A 17,521-nucleotide genomic window follows, 5' to 3' on the forward strand; every position below is an offset into this window, starting at 1 on the left:
GACATGCCCACGATTCTCGGCCAGAACCAGTATGGCAAAGCGGAAAACCGCGTCGTCAAGATCACCCGCGACGGCGACACGCACCACATCAAGGACCTGAACGTCTCGGTCGCGCTCTCCGGCGACCTGGAAGAGGTCCACCTCTCCGGCTCCAACGCCAACTGCCTGCCGACGGACACGACGAAGAACACCGTGTACGCCTTCGCCAAGGAGTACGGCATCGAGTCGGCCGAGCAGTTCGGCATCCACCTGGCCCGGCACTTCGTCAACAGCCAGGAGCCGATCAAGAAGGCCCGCATCCGCATCGAGGAGTACTCCTGGGAGCGGATCGCCACCTCCGACGCCAACTCCAAGTTCATCGGCTCGGACGACGTCAAGCACTCCTTCGTCCGCAAGGGCCAGGAGACCCGGCTGAGCGAGATCGTCTACGACGGTGAGCAGTGGCAGGTCATCTCCGGCCTGAAGGACCTGGTCGTCATGAACTCCACCAACTCGGAGTTCTGGGGCTACATCAAGGACAAGTACACGACCCTCAAGGAGGCGTACGACCGCATCCTGGCCACGCAGGTATCCAGCCGCTGGCGGTTCAACTGGACCGACGACGAGCAGCGGATGCCCAACTGGGAGCGTTCGTACGAGCAGGTCAAGAAGCACATGCTGCAGGCCTTCGCGGAGACCTACAGCCTCTCCCTCCAGCAGACCCTGTACCAAATGGGTTCGCGCATCATCAACAACCGTTCCGAGGTCGACGAGATCCGCTTCTCGCTGCCGAACAAGCACCACTTCCTCGTGGATCTGGAGCCGTTCGGGCTGAAGAACGACAACGAGGTCTACTACGCGGCGGACCGCCCGTACGGCCTGATCGAAGCCACTGTTCTGCGCGACGGTGTCGAAGCCCGGATCCCGATGGATCTGACGAACCTCTAACGGCCTCGACGCAACGCCGTGCCTCGCGTCCCCTCCCCTCCCCGCAGCGGGGAGGGGGCGCGAACTCCGAGGGGAACGACCCATGGCACAGCAAGAGCAAGTTGAGCACCACCCCGTCCCACCGGTTCACCCGGTGGACGAGAAGCCGGCGGCCAAGCGGCTCGTCCCTGCCGCCCTCCAGCACATCGCTGCCATGTACGCCGGCGTCGTCACCCCTCCACTGATCATCGGTCAGGCCGTCGGCCTGGACACCGCCGGCCGCACCCGGCTGATCGCCGCGAGCCTCCTCATCGCCGGACTCGCCACCCTGCTCCAGACGCTCGGCATCCGTAAGTTCGCCGGCAACCGCCTGCCCTTCGTCAACGCGGCCAGCTCCGCCGGCATCACCCCGATGCTCGCCATCGCCGAGACCACCTCCAAGGGCCACCAACTCCCCGCGATCTACGGGGCGGTGATGGTCGCCGGGGTCTTCTGCCTCGCGGTCGGCCCGTTCTTCGGGAAACTGCTCCGCTTCTTCCCGCCGCTGGTCACCGGCGTCGTGATCACCCTCATCGGGGTCACGCTGATGCCCGTACCGGTCGGCTGGGCGCAGGGCGGTGACAAGCAGGCCGCCGACTTCGGCGATATGAAGAACCTTGCGCTGGCCGGCTTCACCCTCGTGGTGATCCTGCTCATCCAGCGCTTCACACAGGGCTTCATCAAGCAGATCGCGCTGCTGATCGGCCTGGTCGTCGGCACCCTCGCCGCGATCCCGTTCGGGATGGCGAGCTTCGACGGGCTGCGCTCGGCGCCGATCGCCGCACTGCCCACCCCGTTCGCCTTCGGTGCCCCCGAATTCCAGCCCGCCGCGATCCTCTCCCTGTGCATCGTGATGCTGGTGCTGATGACGGAGTCGTCCGCCGGCATGCTGGCCCTCGGCGAGATCTGCGACCGCAGGACCACCGGCGCCACCATCACCCGGGGACTGCGCACCGACGGCATCGCCACTCTGCTCGGCCCGGTCTTCGGCGGCTTCCCGACCAGCGCGTTCGCGCAGAATGTCGGTGTGGTGTCACTGACCCGGGTCCGCAGCCGGTACGTCGTCGCCCTCGCCGGCGCCGTGCTCCTGGTCCTCGGCGCCTTCCCCGTCCTGGGCGCCGTGGTCTCCCTGGTGCCGATGCCGGTGCTCGGCGGTGCGGGTATCGTCCTGTTCGGCTCGATCGCGGTCAGCGGTATCCGTACGCTCTCCGAGGCCGGACTCGACGACAGCTCCAACATCATCCTGGTGGCGGTGTCGCTCGGCGCAGGCATCATCCCGCTCGCCGCGCCGACCTTCTACGCGGACTTCCCCGCCTGGGCACAGACCGTGCTCGGTTCCGGAATCAGCGCCGGAGCGCTGGTCGCGGTCACGCTCAACCTGTTCTTCCACCATCTCGGCACCCGGAGCACGCCACGGGCAGCGGTACTGTCAGCCGCCTCGCCCGGCTCCGGCACTCAAATCCCGTAGGGCCATGCCGTGCCCAAATCGCCAGTATTCGAAAGAAGGAAGCACCATGGCTGCATCGGCATCCCCTGACAGCGCGGTGAAGCAGCGCATCGTCATCGAGAACTGCGCCATCGCGACCGTCGACGCCAACGACACCGAGTACGCCACCGGCTACGTGGTCGTCGCGGACAACATCATCGAGTCGCTGGGCGCGGGCAAGGCTCCCGAGGGACTGGAGAACGTCGTCCGCCGGGTCGACGGCACGGGACACCTGGTCACCCCGGGCCTGATCAACACCCATCACCACTTCTACCAGTGGATCACCCGGGGCCTGGCCACCGACCACAACCTGTTCAACTGGCTGGTCGCGCTCTACCCGACCTGGGCCCGCATCGACGCCCCGATGCTCGCGGCCGCCACCCAGGGCTCGCTCGGCATGATGGTCAAGGGCGGCGTCACCACCGCCTCCGACCACCACTACGTCTTCCCCCAGGGCTCCGGCGACCTCGTCGGCGCCGAGCTGGCGGCCGCCGCCGAGATCGGCGCCCGGATCACGCTGGCCCGCGGCTCCATGGACCGCAGCGAGAAGGACGGCGGCCTGCCCCCGGACTTCGCCGTCGAGACCACCGAGGGCGCCCTGCTGGGCACCGAGGAGGCCATCGACAAGTACCACGACGCCTCCTTCGGCTCGATGGTCCACATCGCCGCCGCGCCCTGTTCGCCGTTCTCCATCTCCACCGAGCTCCTGCGGGAGGGCGCCAAGCTCGCCCGCCGCAAGGGCGTCCGGATGCACACCCACGGTTCGGAGACCGTGGAGGAGGAGAAGTTCTGCCACGAGCTGTTCGGCATGGGCCCGACCGACTACTTCGAGTCGACCGGCTGGCTCGGTGACGATGTGTGGATGGCGCACTGCGTCCACATGAACGACTCCGACATCGCCGCCTTCGCCCGTACGAAGACCGGCGTGGCGCACTGCCCCTCCTCCAACGCCCGCCTCGCCGCCGGTATCGCCCGCGTCCCCGACATGCTCGCGGCCGGCGTCCCCGTCGGCCTCGGCGTGGACGGCACCGCCTCCAACGAGTCCGGCGAGCTCCACACCGAGCTGCGCAACGCGCTGCTGATCAACCGCCTCGGCGCCCACCGGGAGGCCGCCCTCAACGCCCGCAAGGCGCTGCGGCTCGGCACCTTCGGCGGCGCCCAGGTTCTCGGCCGGACGAGCGAGATCGGCTCCCTGGAGGCCGGCAAGCTCGCCGACCTGGTCCTGTGGAAGCTCGACGGCCTCGGCCACTCCTCGATCGCCGACCCGGTCACCGCCCTGGTCTTCGGCGCGGCCGCCCCGGTCACGCTGTCGCTGGTCAACGGCAAGCCGGTCGTCGAGGACAACCACCTCACCAACGTCGACGAGGACGCCATCGCGCGCACCGCCCGCGCCGAGGCCCAGCGTCTGGCCCGTATCGCCGCCGAGGGCTGATCCCCTCGGGAGCACCGCACAAGACTCGGCCGGGAGGGACGGCTCCCGGCTGAGCTTGTGGATCCGAGCGGGATCCACAAGCGCCGGACCCCGGGGGTACGGGATCTCCACCAGGGAGCATCGTCGTACCCCCGGGGCCGGGTACCCCCCGGTCGGTCGACCGTCGCCCATCCGTCCCGGCGCCACAAGCGCACCCGTTACACACCACGCTCACCAGCGCGACTTCTCGCACCACCGCACCACATGGCAAGACCTCCGTGACAGCCTCGCGTAGCCGGCCCCGGCGACGCAGAAATCGACAGGAGGCCCGCAGTGGCCGCAATTTCCGGGCAGAAGTCGGAGGAGGACCGGAAGCATCCGGTTGATCAGACCCTCCCGCCCTTCAAGATGTTCACCAGCGGCCTGCAGCATGTGGCCGCGATGTATGCGGGCGTGGTGGCCCCACCGATGATCGTGGGACCGGCCTGCGGGCTGAGCCCCACCGAGACCGCCTTCCTGATGGGCGCCAGCCTCTTCACCGCCGGCATCGCCACGCTCCTCCAGACCCTCGGGTTCTGGAAGGTCGGTGCCAAGCTCCCCTTCGTCAACGGCGTCTCCTTCGCGGGTGTCACGCCGATGGTCGCCATCGGCAAGGCCCAGAGCCCCGAGAACGCGCTGCCGATCATCTTCGGCGCGGTCATCGTCGCCGGTGTCCTCGGCTTCTTCGTCGCCCCCTACTTCTCCAAGCTCGTACGCTTCTTCCCCCCGGTCGTCACCGGCACCGTCATCACCCTGATCGGTGTCTCGCTGCTCCCGGTGGCCTTCAACTGGTCCCAGGGGGGTAACTCCAAAGCGCCCGACTACGGTTCCCTGACGAACATCGGGATGGCGGCGCTGACGTTCCTGATCGTGCTGGTGCTGCGCAAGGTGCTGCGCGGCTTCCTCCAGCAGATCTCGATCCTGCTCGGCCTGGTCGCCGGCACCCTGATCGCGATACCCGTCGGCATCACCGACTTCGCCGCCATCACCAAGGCGGACATCATCGGCTTCCCGACGCCCTTCCACTTCGGGGCACCGCAGTTCGAGATCGCCGCGATCATCTCCATGTGCATCGTGATGCTGGTGTGCATGACCGAGTCGACGGCCGACATGCTCGCCCTCGGCAAGATCGTCGGCCGCCCGGCGGACGAGCGCACCATCGAGGGCGGCCTGCGCGCCGACACCCTGGGGACGGCCATCAGCCCGCTCTTCAACGGCTTCGCCAACAGCGCCTTCGCCCAGAACATCGGCCTCGTCGCGATGACCAAGGTGCGCAGCCGGTTCGTGGTGGCCACCAGCGGTCTGATCCTGATCGTGCTGGGCCTGTCCCCGGTGGCCGCCTCGGTGATCTCACTGGTCCCGCTGCCCGTCCTGGGCGGCGCCGGCATCGTGCTCTTCGGCTCGGTGGCTGCCAGCGGCATCCAGACGCTGGCCTCCGCCGCGATGGAGAAGGGCGAGAACTCCCTGATCGTGGCCGCTTCCGTCGGCATCGGCCTGATCCCGATCGCGGCGCCGGAGTTCTACCACAACTTCCCCAAGGACCTGCTGGTCGTGCTGGACTCCGGCATCAGCACCGGGTGCCTCGTCGCCATCGTCCTCAACCTCGCCTTCAACCACTTCGGCAAGGGCGCGGACACGGCGGGGGAGGGGGATGCCACGGATGCCCTGGAGGTCACGGCCATGGAGGCCGCGGCTCCGGAGGCCGACAGCGGCACCTCCGGCGAGGCGCGCATCCCGCAGCAGCCCGACCGCCGGGCCGCGGACTCGGGCAATCCGGCGTCGGCCCCCGCGCACTGACCCGTGGACGGCCGATTACCCCAGCACACCCCTGACGCCGGCGACGGCCCGTAGGGGAGCGGCACCTGCCGTTCCCGTACGGGCCGTCGATGTCTGTCGGGGTCGGTCGATGTCTGCAGGGGTCTGTCGGGGTCCGCGACGCCCGGCCGACCGCTGCCGGACCACCCGATCCGGACCATACGATCCGGATCAGTCGATGTGGAAGCTGTCCCCGTACACCTTCCAGTCCAGGGGCGTGTGCAGATCGAGATTCCCCTTCTTGAGGAACACCCGCTGCTCGGTGTCCACCCGGCTGGTGTCGCTGTGCGCCTCCTCCTGTTTCATCGCCCAGACCCGCGCGTCGAGGAAGGCGTTCAGGTAGGTCTTCTCGTCGCCGCCCTGGGCCGGCGGCTTCGCCTTGGCCAGCGCGCGCTTGCGGATGCTGGAGAAACTGGTGCTGTCGTCGCCGTCGCCGTGCATCACGATCGCGTCGTAGTACGCGAACTGGCCCAGCACACCGATGCCGTCGGCCTTGCCCTGCTTGACCGCGGGGTTGAAGTAGACCCGGTCGCGCTCATCGTTCTGCGCCTTCTGGAACTCGGGATCCTGGGCGGCTTTCTTCCAGTCCTTGGTGTAGGTGGGGTCCAGTCCCTCGTGCGAGTCGCTGCCGTCCACCTCGCGCAGCGCGGGCAGGTACTTGGCCAGGACGTTGTCCGGCTTGCGCTTCGTGTAGAGCTCGACGAGTTCGAGCATGTCGTGCGTGCCGGAGCAGAAGCCGATGATGCCGCCGGTGTAGCCGCGCCCGTCGCCGATGTCCTCGATGTACTTGTACTGGGCCTTCCAGTCCAGCGAGGAGTTCTCCGCGCTGGAGACCAGCTGCATGGCGATCTCCTTCTTCGCGGGGTCGTCGAGGCCGGTCGCGGCCCGCGCGGCGGGAGACGCGTGACGGGCCGCGGCCGGGGCGTGGCGCCCGTCCGGGGCCGCCGTGGTGGCGATGGCGGTGGCCGGTACGGCGAGCAGGGCGAGGCCGAGGGCGACCCGGGCGGCGGTCTTGGGCAGGCCCCTGCCCGCTGTCCGGCGGTCGGTTGACCGGCCGTCTGCCGACGGCTCTTCTGTCGGCCGGCTGCCTATCGATCCGGTGCGCATGGAGTCCTCCAGTCCGGAGTGGGCCGTGGGGGGTGGGCCCTTGGGGCGTGGGCCCGTGGGGGCAGCCCATGAGGGGTCCCCAATCGTTAGGAAGCTTTCCTACCAGACTTGCCCCACGGCGTGAACCCGTCGCGCAGGGCCAACGGGCAGGGGTGGGCGAGCGGTTGGGCGGAGGCATTGCGCCGTATCGGCCGACAGCGGCCGCCGTCCGGGCGCCAGGTGTGCGGGGTGGCGCGTCACTTCACCGCACGGGCCTCGGCGCCGCGGCGCTCTCGGCCCAGCAGCCCGCCCAACAGCTCCCGGATCTCCGGTGTCGGGTCGAAGTCCTCGTCGGGGAAGGCGAGTTGATGCAGGATGACGCCGTCGAGATGGTCGAGCAGGATCCGGCCGTGCCGTTCCGGGACGTCGGAGCCGAAGCGGCGTACCTGCTCCGCGCCCCAGGCGAGGACCGTCCGCCGGCCCCGGGTGAGCGGGGCGCGGAGTTCGGGCCGGGCGGTGGACTCCAGGAAGAGGGCGAAGCGGGCGGCCGTACGGGCCCGCGCCGGCCCGGTGGCGTGGCGGGCGAAGGCGGCCATCGCCTCGGCCAGCTCGCCGGTGTCGGCCGGGTCGGTGCCGGCCGCGAAGGATTCCCATTCGCGCCGTTCCAGGGCCTGGAGGTGGTCGACGATGCCGTCGATCAGGGCCGTGCGGTTGCGGAAGTAGTTGGACGTGGTGCCGGTGGGGACGCCCGCGGTGGTGTCGACGGCCTGATAGGTCAGCCGCCGCAGTCCCTCGGCCCCCAGCACCTCGATCGCCGCATCCAGCACCTGGTCCCGCCGTCGTGCCACGTCAACCGCTCCTTTTACTACGTTCATAGTGCTCAACCACTACGCACACAGTACCGTGCGGGCGTGCGGCTCCCAGGGTGCGCACCCTTCGCCGCATGCACAATCCCCGCCGGCGCACGATCATCGTCGTGCGCCGGCGGGGATGTCCGTGGTGCGCGTCCCGGGGGCCTCGGGCTCAGCGGCGCAGGGCCGTCTCCTGCTGCATATGTGACAGCTTCTCGGGGTTGCGCACGGCGTAGAGCCCGGTGATGAGGCCGTCGTCGAGGCGCATCGCCACGACGGTGTCGATCTCGCCGTCGAGCCGGAGAATCAGCGCCGGATAGCCATTGACCTCGGCCGGCCGCAGCGACGCCCTGGCGGCGACCTTGCCCAGCCCGGCGGCCAGCAGGCGGGCCACCTTGTCGGACCCCACGATGGGCCGCAGGACGGCCTGCTTGATCCCGCCACCGTCACCCATCAGGACGACTTCCGGCGCGAGGATGTCGAGCAGGCTCTGTACATCGCCCGTTTCGATCGCCCGTTGGAACGCATCGAGCGCGTCCCGGGTCTCGGCCGGGGAAACGGTCCCGCGCGGCCGGCGCGCCGCGACGTGCGCCCGCGCCCGGTGCGCGATCTGGCGGACCGCGGCCGGGCTCTTGTCGACGGCCTCGGCGATCTCTTCGTATCCAAAGTCGAACACCTCGCGCAGTACGAACACCGCCCGCTCGGTCGGCGCGAGCGTCTCCAGCACCAGCAGCATCGCCATCGAGACGCTGTCGGCCAGCTCGACGTCATCCGCCACGTCCGGGGCGGTCAGCAACGGCTCGGGCAGCCAGGAGCCGACATAGGACTCCTTGCGGCGGCCGAGCGTACGCAGCCGGCTCAGCGCCTGACGGGTGGTGATCCGGACCAGGTACGCACGCTGGTCCCGCACCACGTCGAGATCGACACCCGCCCACCGCAACCAGGTCTCCTGCAGGACGTCCTCCGCGTCGGCGGCCGAGCCGAGCATCTCGTAGGCGACGGTGAACAGCAGATTGCGATGGGCGACGAACGCCTCGGTGGCGGGGTCCGTGCGTCCGCCGTCGGCGGGCCGTCCCGCCGCGTCCTGTGTGCGCTCGCTGTGTCCGCTGTTCACCGGCTGCTCCTGCCTGTTCGCTTTCGACCGTGCCACGCGCACAAGACGCCGGTCCCCGCGGCTCTGTGACACCCCGGGGCGGTGGCGTACCTCACACGGACGCGCCGTCACAAGGGCCGGTCCGGAGGCATCTCGTGTTCGTCCAGTGCACGACCACGAGTGAGGACGAAGCCATGGAAGCCCGATTCAACATGTTCGACAACGCGCTCGCGATGAAGTTCGCCAAGCGGTTCTTCAATGCCGGCCAGGTGATCCAGGAGTCGCCGCTGCCGAAGTCCACCCAGGAGCTGGTGTCGCTGCGCGCCAGCCAGATCAACGGCTGCGGCTGGTGCATCGACTTCCACACCAAGGACATGGCGGCCGCCGGGGAGACCGCGGTCCGGATCAACCTGGTCGCCGCCTGGCGCGAGTCCACGGTGTTCACCGAGGCCGAGCAGGCCGCGCTGGCACTCGCCGAAGAGGGCACCCGGCTCGCCGACGCCCACCAGGGTGTGTCCGACGAGACCTGGGACCGGGTGCGCAAGCACTACGACGACGACCAGATCGCCGCGCTGGTCTCGTTGGTCGCTCTGATCAACGCGGCCAACCGGCTCGCCGTGATCGTGCACCAGCAGGGAGGTTCCTACGAGCCCGGCGCCTTCGCCGCGTTCAACTGACCCGCAGGCGCATCCGGCCCGGCCCAGGGGTGATCGACCCGGGCCGGGCCCGCGCACGTCCGGGCCGACCCGCCCACCCGACACGCCCCCTAGCTGCAGATATCTCTGATATGCCCGATCTCCTGTTGCACTGATTCACTGCCGCACGGATGCATCGAGGCGCAGATGCATCGAGACGCGGATGCACAGACGCACAGATGCACTGATTCTGGCGGTGCGTCAAGGGGCGTCGACGGCCGCCGTGACGGCGCCAGGGAGAGGAGTTCCGCGGTGAACCACGGAGCCGACGATCCGCACAGGCACGCCTGGCTCCGCCGGCGCGCCCGGTCGGGCGCGGTGGCCCCCGGCCTGGAGTCCATCGTCGACGCCCTGATGGACGGCGTCTGCACCGACCTCAAGCGACTGGCGGCCATCCCCTCCATCGCCTTCCCCGGTTTCTCGCCCGAACCGGTCCTCGAGGCGCGCGACCTGATCGTCGCCCTGCTCAGGGACGCCGGCGTCACCGACATCGGCGAACTCAACCTGCCCGGCACCGCCCCCGTCATCACCGCCACCATCCCGCCGCCCACCCCGGACGGCCCCACCGTCCTGCTCTACGCGCACTATGACGTCCAGCCGCCCGGCGACGAACGGTCGTGGGACACCCCGCCCTTCCAGCCCACCGACATCGAGGGCGGCATCCGCGCCCGCGGCATCGCCGACGACAAGGCCAATGTGATGGTCCATATCGGCGCGCTCCGGGCGTACGGCGGGCGGCCCCCGGTCGGCATCAAGATCGTCTTCGAGGGTCAGGAGGAGTACGGCAGCGCCTTCGGCGACTACCCGCCCACCGACCCCGACCTCTTCGCCTGCGACGCGATGATCATCGCCGACACCGGCAACATCCGCCCCGGCACACCCACCCTCACCACCGCCCTGCGCGGCTCCGCCGAACTCCTGGTGGAGGTACGCACCCTCGACGCCGCCGTGCACAGCGGCCACTACGGCGGCGCCGCCCCGGACGCCCTGCTCACCCTCTTCAAGGCCCTCGCCACCCTGCACGATGTGCACGGCGATGTCGCCGTCGAAGGTCTGCACCGCACACCGTGGCAGGGCACGGCCCTCACCGACGACGAATTCCGCGAACTGGCCCGCGTCACCCGCGGAACGCCGCTCCTCGGCTCCGGCGACCTCGGCGAACGCCTCTGGAGCGGCCCTGCCATCACCGTCATCGGCCTGGACGCGCCGCCCGTCGAACGCGCCGCCTCCGCCGTCGTCCCCTACGCCCGCGCCAAACTCAACCTCCGCGTCCACCCCCACCAGGACCCCGAGGAGGCCCTCGCCGCCCTCGTGCGCCACCTGGAACGGCTGCGTCCCTTCGGCGTCTCCCTGACCGTCACCCCCGGCGGAACCGGCCCCGGCTACGAGGCCGCCACCGACGGCCCCGCCTACCGCGCGGCCGCCACCGCACTGCGCCGCGCCTGGGGCGGCGACCCCGTCCACGCCGCCGCCGGCGGCTCCGTCCCCGCGGTCAACGGCCTGGCCAGGGCCGTGCCGAACGCCGAGATCCTGCTCTTCGGCGCCGAGGACGGCCCCTGCAATCTGCACGGCCCCAACGAACGGGTCCTCCTCTCCGAACTCCGCGGCGCCCTTCTCGCCGAGACCGCCTTCCTGGCCGAGTACGCGGCGACCTACCGCGCCGGAGCCCCCGGCTGACCGCCCTGCCGGTCCTCGCCCCGGTCTCCGTCGTCCCGCCTTGGACCCCCTCCTCTCGCGCTGGGCGCGATGGCCATCCGCGCCCACTAGGTTGACCGCGTGAGCACATACGGACGGAGCTACCGGTACGTCGGCCCCCCGGAGCTGATGGCCGCGGTACGGCCCGGCGACGGAGGCCGGCCGATCCGCTCGGCGGCCGACCTCGACCGCTGGATCTCCTCCCGTACGGCGGCGGAACCGGCCGAGCCCTTCACCTTCGTCATCGACCTGGGCGGCTTCCTGCGACTGGCGTCGCGGCGCAGCGAACACGTGGCCTGCGCCGGCGGTGAACGTGTCCTGAGCGCGGGCGAGATGGGCTTCGCACGCACGGCGGGCCGCTGGACGGTCGGCGACGTCACCAACCAGTCGACCGGCTACTGCCCGGACCTCTGCTCATGGTCCGCCGTCGCCGAGGCCCTGGACCGCGCCGGCCTCGCGCACCCCGACGGCTTCACGCACCCCGTGGTCTTCCGGCGCTGCCCGCACTGCCAGGAGCACAACATCGTGCGCGAGAACGACTTCTTCTGCGTCTTCTGCGGCACCGGTCTGCCTGCGGCCTGGAACGTGGACCCGGCCCCAATCCGGCCGCCCGGACGAGCAGTTGATGCCTGCGCAACGCCTCGTGATTTCTCATGCACACACCGTACGACCCACCACTGACAACGCCCCCGTGGCGGCCGCGCCGGGCATGCCGAAGGGCCCGTATGCGCCGCGGTGCGGCGGCGCATACGGGCCCTTCGGACCGGGGTCAGCCCAGCAGTTCGTACGCCGGGAGGGTGAGGAAGTCGGCGAAGTCGGCGTCCAGGGAGACCTGGAGGAGCAGGTCGTGGGCCTGCTGCCACTTGCCGGAGGTGAAGGCCTCCTCGCCGATCTCGGCGCGGATGGCGGCCAGCTGCTCCGTGGCGACCGTGCGGACCAGGTCGGCCGTGGCCGTCTCGCCGTTCTCGAAGACGACGCCGGCGTCGACCCACTGCCAGATCTGCGAGCGCGAGATCTCGGCGGTGGCTGCGTCCTCCATGAGGCCGAAGATGGCGACCGCGCCGAGGCCGCGCAGCCAGGCCTCGATGTAGCGGGTGCCGACCTGGACGGCGTCGATCAGGCCCTGGTAGGTGGGCTTGGCGTCGAGGGAGTCGATGGCGATGAGGTCGGCGGCCGCAACCGAGACGTCCTCGCGCAGGCGTTCCTTCTGGTTGGGCTTCTCGCCGAGGACCGCGTCGAAGGAGGCGCGGGCCACCGTGACCAGGTCGGGGTGGGCGACCCAGGAACCGTCGAAGCCGTCGCCGGCCTCGCGGTCCTTGTCGTTCTTGACCTTGGCCAGGGCCTTCTCGTTGGCCTCGGGGTCACGGCGGTTGGGGATGAAGGCCGCCATGCCCCCGATGGCGTGCGCACCGCGCTTGTGGCAGGTGCGGACGAGGAGTTCCGTGTAGGCGCGCATGAACGGGGCCGTCATGGTGACCGCGTTGCGGTCGGGCAGGACGAACTTGGCGCCGCCGTCACGGAAGTTCTTGACGATGGAGAAGAGGTAGTCCCAGCGGCCGGCGTTCAGGCCCGAGGCGTGGTCGCGCAGCTCGTAGAGGATCTCTTCCATCTCGTACGCGGCCGTGATCGTCTCGATGAGGACGGTGGCGCGGATGGTGCCCTGGGGGATACCGACGTAGTCCTGGGCGAAGACGAAGATGTCGTTCCAGAGGCGGGCCTCGAGGTGCGACTCGGTCTTCGGGAGGTAGAAGTACGGGCCCTTGCCCAGGTCCAGGAGGCGCTGGGCGTTGTGGAAGAAGTACAGGCCGAAGTCCACCAGGGCACCGGGGACGGGCGTGCCCTCGAAGCGCAGGTGGCGCTCCTCCAGGTGCCAGCCGCGCGGGCGCATCACGACGGTCGCGAGCTCCTCGGCGGGCTTGAGGGCGTAGGACTTGCCGGACTTCGGGTCCGTGAAGTCGATCCGGCGCTCGTAGGCGTCGGTCAGGTTGAGCTGGCCACCGATGACGTTCTCCCAGGTGGGAGCGGAGGCGTCTTCGAAGTCGGCGAGCCAGACCCTGGCACCGGAGTTGAGCGCATTGATGGTCATCTTCCGGTCCGTGGGACCGGTGATCTCCACCCGGCGGTCGTTGAGCGCGGCGGGCGCCTCGGCCACCTTCCAGCTGTCGTCCGCCCGGATGTGGGCGGTCTCGGGGAGGAAGTCCAGGGTGCTGGTGCGGGCGATCTCGGCCCGGCGCTCGGCACGCCGGGCGAGGAGTTCATCGCGACGCGGGGTGAATCGCCGGTGAAGCTCGGCGACGAAGGCGAGTGCGGCGTCGGTGAGGACCTCGTCCTGCCGTGCAGGGGTGTGTTCGGGGCCGACTTCGACGATGGCCAGCGGGGACGGCGCTGGTGCGGACATGAGCTGTCACTCCATTCAGCGGCGGTGCCTGGCGGCCGCCGGGGCGCCGATACGGCACGGGGTGCCGCAGGCTCCGAGATACGGTCGCGGGCGCCGTCTGGATTCAGGGCGCTTCTGACCAGTGGAGAGTAGTTTCCTTATCGCGGAACTTCAATGGTTTGTTGATGTCGAGATTCTCTGAGTCGACAGAAGTGGAGATCAAATGGCTCTCGGTGCCATCGGTGTCACTCTCCACAGTCCCCGCGCGCTCCCCGGCGTCGCGGGCCGTGCTTCCGGTCGCGCCCCAGGTCGCACCCCTGATCGGTCACTCCAGCTGCCGCAGATCCTCGGGGGTGTCGATGTCGTACGGCTCGGCCACATCCGCGCATTCGATGAGCTTGATCACATCGGCGTGTTGCCGTAGGTAGTCGCGCGCCCCCTGGTCGCCCTCCGCGCCCGCCGCGATGTCCGCCCAGCGGTCGGCGCCGAACAGGACCGGATGGCCGCGCCGGCCTCCGTACGCCGCGGATGCCAGTGACGCCCGGCCCTCGTAGGCCGCCACCACCCGCGCCACGGCCGCTGCGCCGATACCCGGCTGGTCCACCAGGGACACCACGACCGCGTCCGCCCCGGAGCCGGCCAGCGCCGCGAGTCCGACGCGCAGCGAAGAGCCCATTCCCTGGGCCCAGTGGGGATTCTCCGACGTGCCGTAAGCGGCGAGGTCGGCTTGTTCCCGTACGGTGTCGGCGGCCGCGCCCAGCACGATGTGTACCGGGTCGCAGCCGCCGTCCCGCAGTACCCGCGCGGCGTGCTCGACCAGGGGCCGCCCCCGGTGGCCGAGCAGCGCCTTCGGGCGGCCGCCGAGTCGTCGCCCGCCGCCCGCGGCGAGCAGCAGGCCGGCCACCCGTGCCGGTGTCGTCTGCGACGGCCGCGGCGGCCGGGATGCCGCCGGCGCTCCCGAGGTTGATGGGCTTGATGAGGTTGATGCCATGGGGAGTGCTTACCTCATGGCGGCTCACGGTGGTGCGCCATGGTGTGCAACACCTCGTTACGGGCCCTGAGGTGGGCCCTGTTGCGCGCCCTGTGGTGAGCCTCGGTCTGCTCTCCGCTGCGCGGCGCACCGTCTCACGCCGCGTCGCCGGACGCCCGCTGGCGTGGGATCCTCGGCCGTAGCCGGTCCCGGAGTTGGTGCGTCCGGTTGTCCGCGAGGCGGTGCTCGGTGACGTAGCGGTGTATGTGCTCGACGGTGATCTCGGACGCGTCGGTGAGGCCGTATGCCCGGCAGATCAGCTGTACGACGCTGACGGGGTGCGGGTTCGGGCCGGATTCGGGGCCGGTGTTGGGCTCCAAGACAGTCTCCGATCCAGTGATATGCCGGAAATTTCCCTGAACGTGAGAGTGCTCCATCAGGCCGCGCCGTACGCATCGGATCCCCTACGCTCATGCCAACGGGTGACGTGACGAAAGAACATCTGATGCATGATCAGGGTGCGACTGGGAATTGCCGGGCCGGTGGGGCGAAATTCGGCCATGAATCCGGCGCTTCGGATATAGCGCCCACCGAGTCGGGACGGATGTCACGGCACGGCGGTTGGCCGGATAAAGTTCTGCCCCGTTGCGGACTTCGTGGCTGCCGTGCCGATGCGGCGGGCCCAGTTTTCTGAGTCGGGGGACCTAGTGGTGAACAGTGTGGGCTCGTCCGGAATCTTCCAGCCGCTGGAAGGTGACGACCCTCGGGCGATCGCGGGCTACCGCCTCACGGCGCGGCTCGGTGCCGGTGGCATGGGCAAGGTCTATCTCTCGTACACGCCTGGTGGCCGCCCGGTCGCCATCAAGGTGATCCGGCCCGAGTTCAGCGAGGACGCCGAATTCCGCCGCCGCTTCAAGCAGGAGGTGCAGTCCGCGCAGCGCGTCCAGGGGCTGTTCACCGCCCCGGTCATCGACAGCGACTCCGAGGGCTCCAGCCCCTGGCTCGCGACCGCGTACGTACCCGGCCCCTCGCTCACCGCGGCCGTCGCCGAGCACGGCAAACTGCCCGTCTCCACGGTGCTGTTGCTGGTCGCCGGGATAGCCGAGGCGCTCCAGGTCATCCATGGCGCGGGCATCGTCCACCGGGACCTGAAGCCGTCCAACGTCCTGCTCGCCGCCGACGGCCCGCGCGTCATCGACTTCGGTATCGCCCGCGCCGCCGACGCCACCTCCCTCACCAGCAGCGGCGTCACGGTCGGCACCCCCACCTTCATGGCGCCCGAACAGGCCGCCGGCAGCACCGTCACCCCCGCCACCGACGTCTTCGCGCTCGGCCAGGTGGCGGCGTACGCGGCCATCGGCACCCCGGCGTTCGGCGAGGGCACCTCCCACGGCGTGCTCTACCGCATCGTCCACGAGGAGCCGGATCTGACCGGACTCCCCGACGAGCTCCGCGAGTTGGTCACCCGCTGCCTCGCCAAGGACGCCGCGGAGCGTCCGTCCGTCGCCGAGGTGATCGCGCTGTGCGGCGCGGCCTCCGACCAGACGCAGCTGCGCCGCCCGGAGGACTGGCTGCCCACCGCCGTCGCCGCCGAGATCACCACGCGTACGGCGGCCCCCGCGCCCGCCCAGGCACCGCCGCCCCCGGTGGAGGCACCGACCACGCAACCGGCCACCCCGCAGGCGCCGGCGCACCCGCCCACCCAGCCGGTGCCGGCCGCACCGAACCACCCGCAGACCCCGCCCCCCGGTTTCGGCCCGGCGGCGTATGCGCCGACGGCCAATGCCACCGCGCCGCTGACCCAGGTGTCGAGCGGCCCGGCCGTCACCGGCCCGACCGCCACCGTGCCGGCCCCGCAGCCTCCGAAGAAGAAGCGCAAGGGGCTGGTCACGGCTCTGGCGCTGGTCTGCATGCTGGCGTTCGCCGGAGCGGGCGGCACCGCCGTCTACTACGTCATGAAGGACGACGGCCAGAAGGCGAAGAACCAGGCCGACGACAAGGGCGGCAAGCACGGCAAGACGAAGGCGCAGAACGGTGACGCGTCCGGTGGCGCCACCGGCGGCCCGACGGCGAGCCCCGGTGCCCAGGGCGGCGGCAACGGCTCCAACACGCCGGTGAAGAACCCGGAGCCGGTCGACACCAAGGGCGTCGACCTGCCTGACGACTACCACCTGTCCATGGCCGACGACCCGCTGAAGCCGAAGAGCTCGGACACCTCGGACGTCGATTTCCTCTACAACGACAACTCCTTCTCGGACGACACGGTCAGCACCGAGCAGGGCAAGCTGGTGCTGCTCGACTCCGGCGAGCAGGGCACGCTCGACACCTGCCGGAACGAAACCCGGTTCACCACGAGCATCAACACCAAGCAGCTCACCAAGGGCGCGCAGATGTGCCTGACCACCAACTACGGCACGATCGCGCTGATCACGTACAAGCGCTCCGCACCCGAGTCGTCCCCGAGCCGGTTCATCTCCCTTGACGTACGGGTGTGGCGCAACGCGACGGAGCCCGACCCGAACCAGTAGGGAGTGGGGCGGTAGCGGCGGGGCACAGCGGCGCGCGAGCCCGTTCGGCGACAGGTCGGCGGGCTCTCGGCGGCGGTCCCGAGGCGGTCCTGAGGGGCTCAAAGGAGGCGCTCAGGGGAGGCGGCTCCGGGCAGGCCCTGAGGCGGCTCTGAGCGGCACGGCGGGGACCGCAGCTGCCGCGGGCCCTTCGCGCCCATGCGGCTCGTCTCGCGGCCGCGGAGTGCCTTGGCGGCCCCGTTCCGTGGTCTGCCGCCCTGGTGCGATGCGGCGGCCGAGCGCCCTGTGGTCTCGCCCGCTTGCTCGCGCAGATGGGCCTTCGCGTACCCGCCGCACCCGAGCCTTGGCGTACCGCGTTCCCGGGCCTTTGCACACCGCGCACCCGCGGCTTCGCGTACTCGCCGCACCCGGGCTTTCGCGCATCGCGTCCCCACGCATCCGCGGCACCTGCGCCCTCGCGCCCTCGGACCCTCGCGCGCGCCGAAACCGCGCCTCCAGACCCGCCCACCCCCCGAAGGGGGGTGGGCGGCGGG

Annotated in this window: 14 protein-coding genes; 8 read left to right on the forward strand and 6 right to left on the reverse strand. The window is 70.3% G+C overall.

Annotated features, from left to right (window positions below; translation table 11 throughout):
* Positions 1 to 3: 3 nt before the first annotated feature.
* The 4 genes from pucL to AC5677_RS30685 all read left to right on the forward strand — a co-directional run bounded on the left by pucL (position 4) and on the right by AC5677_RS30685 (position 5,678).
* The gene (pucL, locus tag AC5677_RS30670) at positions 4 to 927 is read left to right on the forward strand and encodes a factor-independent urate hydroxylase (RefSeq protein WP_497191120.1); all 924 of its coding nucleotides are present in this window, start codon (positions 4 to 6) and stop codon (positions 925 to 927) included.
* Positions 928 to 1,009: 82 nt separating this feature from the next.
* Positions 1,010 to 2,413, forward strand: coding sequence for a nucleobase:cation symporter-2 family protein (locus AC5677_RS30675; protein WP_497191121.1), 1,404 nt, complete (start codon positions 1,010 to 1,012; stop codon positions 2,411 to 2,413).
* A gap of 46 nt (positions 2,414 to 2,459) precedes the next feature.
* Positions 2,460 to 3,863: an 8-oxoguanine deaminase gene (locus tag AC5677_RS30680; protein WP_497191122.1), complete on the forward strand. Its 1,404-nt coding sequence runs from the start codon at positions 2,460 to 2,462 to the stop codon at positions 3,861 to 3,863.
* 312 nt (positions 3,864 to 4,175) lie between these two features.
* Positions 4,176 to 5,678 carry a nucleobase:cation symporter-2 family protein gene (locus AC5677_RS30685; protein ID WP_497191123.1) on the forward strand — a complete coding sequence of 501 codons (1,503 nt, stop codon included), beginning with the start codon at positions 4,176 to 4,178 and terminating at the stop codon, positions 5,676 to 5,678.
* A 189-nt stretch (positions 5,679 to 5,867) separates the two neighbouring features.
* Here the strand turns inward: AC5677_RS30685 and AC5677_RS30690 are convergent, their stop codons facing one another.
* From AC5677_RS30690 to AC5677_RS30700, 3 genes are all read right to left on the reverse strand, one after another.
* Positions 5,868 to 6,803: a chitosanase gene (locus AC5677_RS30690; RefSeq protein WP_497191124.1), complete on the reverse strand. Its 936-nt coding sequence runs from the start codon at positions 6,801 to 6,803 to the stop codon at positions 5,868 to 5,870.
* 236 nt (positions 6,804 to 7,039) lie between these two features.
* Positions 7,040 to 7,630 (reverse strand): TetR/AcrR family transcriptional regulator, encoded by a 591-nt coding sequence (locus tag AC5677_RS30695; protein WP_497191125.1) that lies wholly within the window; start codon positions 7,628 to 7,630, stop codon positions 7,040 to 7,042.
* 175 nt (positions 7,631 to 7,805) lie between these two features.
* Positions 7,806 to 8,747, reverse strand: coding sequence for an RNA polymerase sigma-70 factor (locus tag AC5677_RS30700; RefSeq protein WP_497191126.1), 942 nt, complete (start codon positions 8,745 to 8,747; stop codon positions 7,806 to 7,808).
* Positions 8,748 to 8,920: 173 nt separating this feature from the next.
* Between AC5677_RS30700 and AC5677_RS30705 the strand changes: the two genes are divergently transcribed.
* The 3 genes from AC5677_RS30705 to AC5677_RS30715 all read left to right on the forward strand — a co-directional run bounded on the left by AC5677_RS30705 (position 8,921) and on the right by AC5677_RS30715 (position 11,797).
* Positions 8,921 to 9,403 (forward strand): carboxymuconolactone decarboxylase family protein, encoded by a 483-nt coding sequence (locus AC5677_RS30705; protein ID WP_497191127.1) that lies wholly within the window; start codon positions 8,921 to 8,923, stop codon positions 9,401 to 9,403.
* A 270-nt stretch (positions 9,404 to 9,673) separates the two neighbouring features.
* The gene (locus tag AC5677_RS30710) at positions 9,674 to 11,098 is read left to right on the forward strand and encodes a M20/M25/M40 family metallo-hydrolase (RefSeq protein WP_497191128.1); all 1,425 of its coding nucleotides are present in this window, start codon (positions 9,674 to 9,676) and stop codon (positions 11,096 to 11,098) included.
* 99 nt (positions 11,099 to 11,197) lie between these two features.
* Positions 11,198 to 11,797 carry a hypothetical protein gene (locus AC5677_RS30715; protein WP_497191129.1) on the forward strand — a complete coding sequence of 200 codons (600 nt, stop codon included), beginning with the start codon at positions 11,198 to 11,200 and terminating at the stop codon, positions 11,795 to 11,797.
* A gap of 88 nt (positions 11,798 to 11,885) precedes the next feature.
* Here the strand turns inward: AC5677_RS30715 and aceB are convergent, their stop codons facing one another.
* The 3 genes from aceB to AC5677_RS30730 all read right to left on the reverse strand — a co-directional run bounded on the left by aceB (position 11,886) and on the right by AC5677_RS30730 (position 14,843).
* Positions 11,886 to 13,514: a malate synthase A gene (aceB, locus tag AC5677_RS30720; protein WP_497191130.1), complete on the reverse strand. Its 1,629-nt coding sequence runs from the start codon at positions 13,512 to 13,514 to the stop codon at positions 11,886 to 11,888.
* A 304-nt stretch (positions 13,515 to 13,818) separates the two neighbouring features.
* Positions 13,819 to 14,397: a nucleotidyltransferase family protein gene (locus AC5677_RS30725; RefSeq protein ID WP_497191131.1), complete on the reverse strand. Its 579-nt coding sequence runs from the start codon at positions 14,395 to 14,397 to the stop codon at positions 13,819 to 13,821.
* Positions 14,398 to 14,618: 221 nt separating this feature from the next.
* The gene (locus AC5677_RS30730) at positions 14,619 to 14,843 is read right to left on the reverse strand and encodes a hypothetical protein (RefSeq protein WP_403497133.1); all 225 of its coding nucleotides are present in this window, start codon (positions 14,841 to 14,843) and stop codon (positions 14,619 to 14,621) included.
* Between the two features lie 291 nt (positions 14,844 to 15,134).
* On the opposite strand from AC5677_RS30730, the gene AC5677_RS30735 reads away from it, so the two are divergent.
* Complete coding sequence (locus AC5677_RS30735; RefSeq protein ID WP_497196821.1) at positions 15,135 to 16,991, forward strand: serine/threonine protein kinase; 1,857 nt, start codon at positions 15,135 to 15,137, stop codon at positions 16,989 to 16,991.
* Positions 16,992 to 17,521 lie beyond the last annotated feature (530 nt).

This window comes from Streptomyces sp. JLSY215 (genome assembly GCF_059682825.1).

Bases quoted from the DNA above. Each gene is read 5' to 3' on its own strand.
- pucL (WP_497191120.1), top strand. From the start codon at position 4: ATGCCCACGATTCTCGGCCAGAACCAGTATGGCAAAGCGGAAAACCGC.
- AC5677_RS30675 (WP_497191121.1), top strand. From the start codon at position 1,010: ATGGCACAGCAAGAGCAAGTTGAGCACCACCCCGTCCCACCGGTTCAC.
- AC5677_RS30680 (WP_497191122.1), top strand. From the start codon at position 2,460: ATGGCTGCATCGGCATCCCCTGACAGCGCGGTGAAGCAGCGCATCGTC.
- AC5677_RS30690 (WP_497191124.1), bottom strand. From the start codon at position 6,803: ATGCGCACCGGATCGATAGGCAGCCGGCCGACAGAAGAGCCGTCGGCA.
- AC5677_RS30705 (WP_497191127.1), top strand. From the start codon at position 8,921: ATGGAAGCCCGATTCAACATGTTCGACAACGCGCTCGCGATGAAGTTC.
- aceB (WP_497191130.1), bottom strand. From the start codon at position 13,514: ATGTCCGCACCAGCGCCGTCCCCGCTGGCCATCGTCGAAGTCGGCCCC.
- AC5677_RS30735 (WP_497196821.1), top strand. From the start codon at position 15,135: ATGCGGCGGGCCCAGTTTTCTGAGTCGGGGGACCTAGTGGTGAACAGT.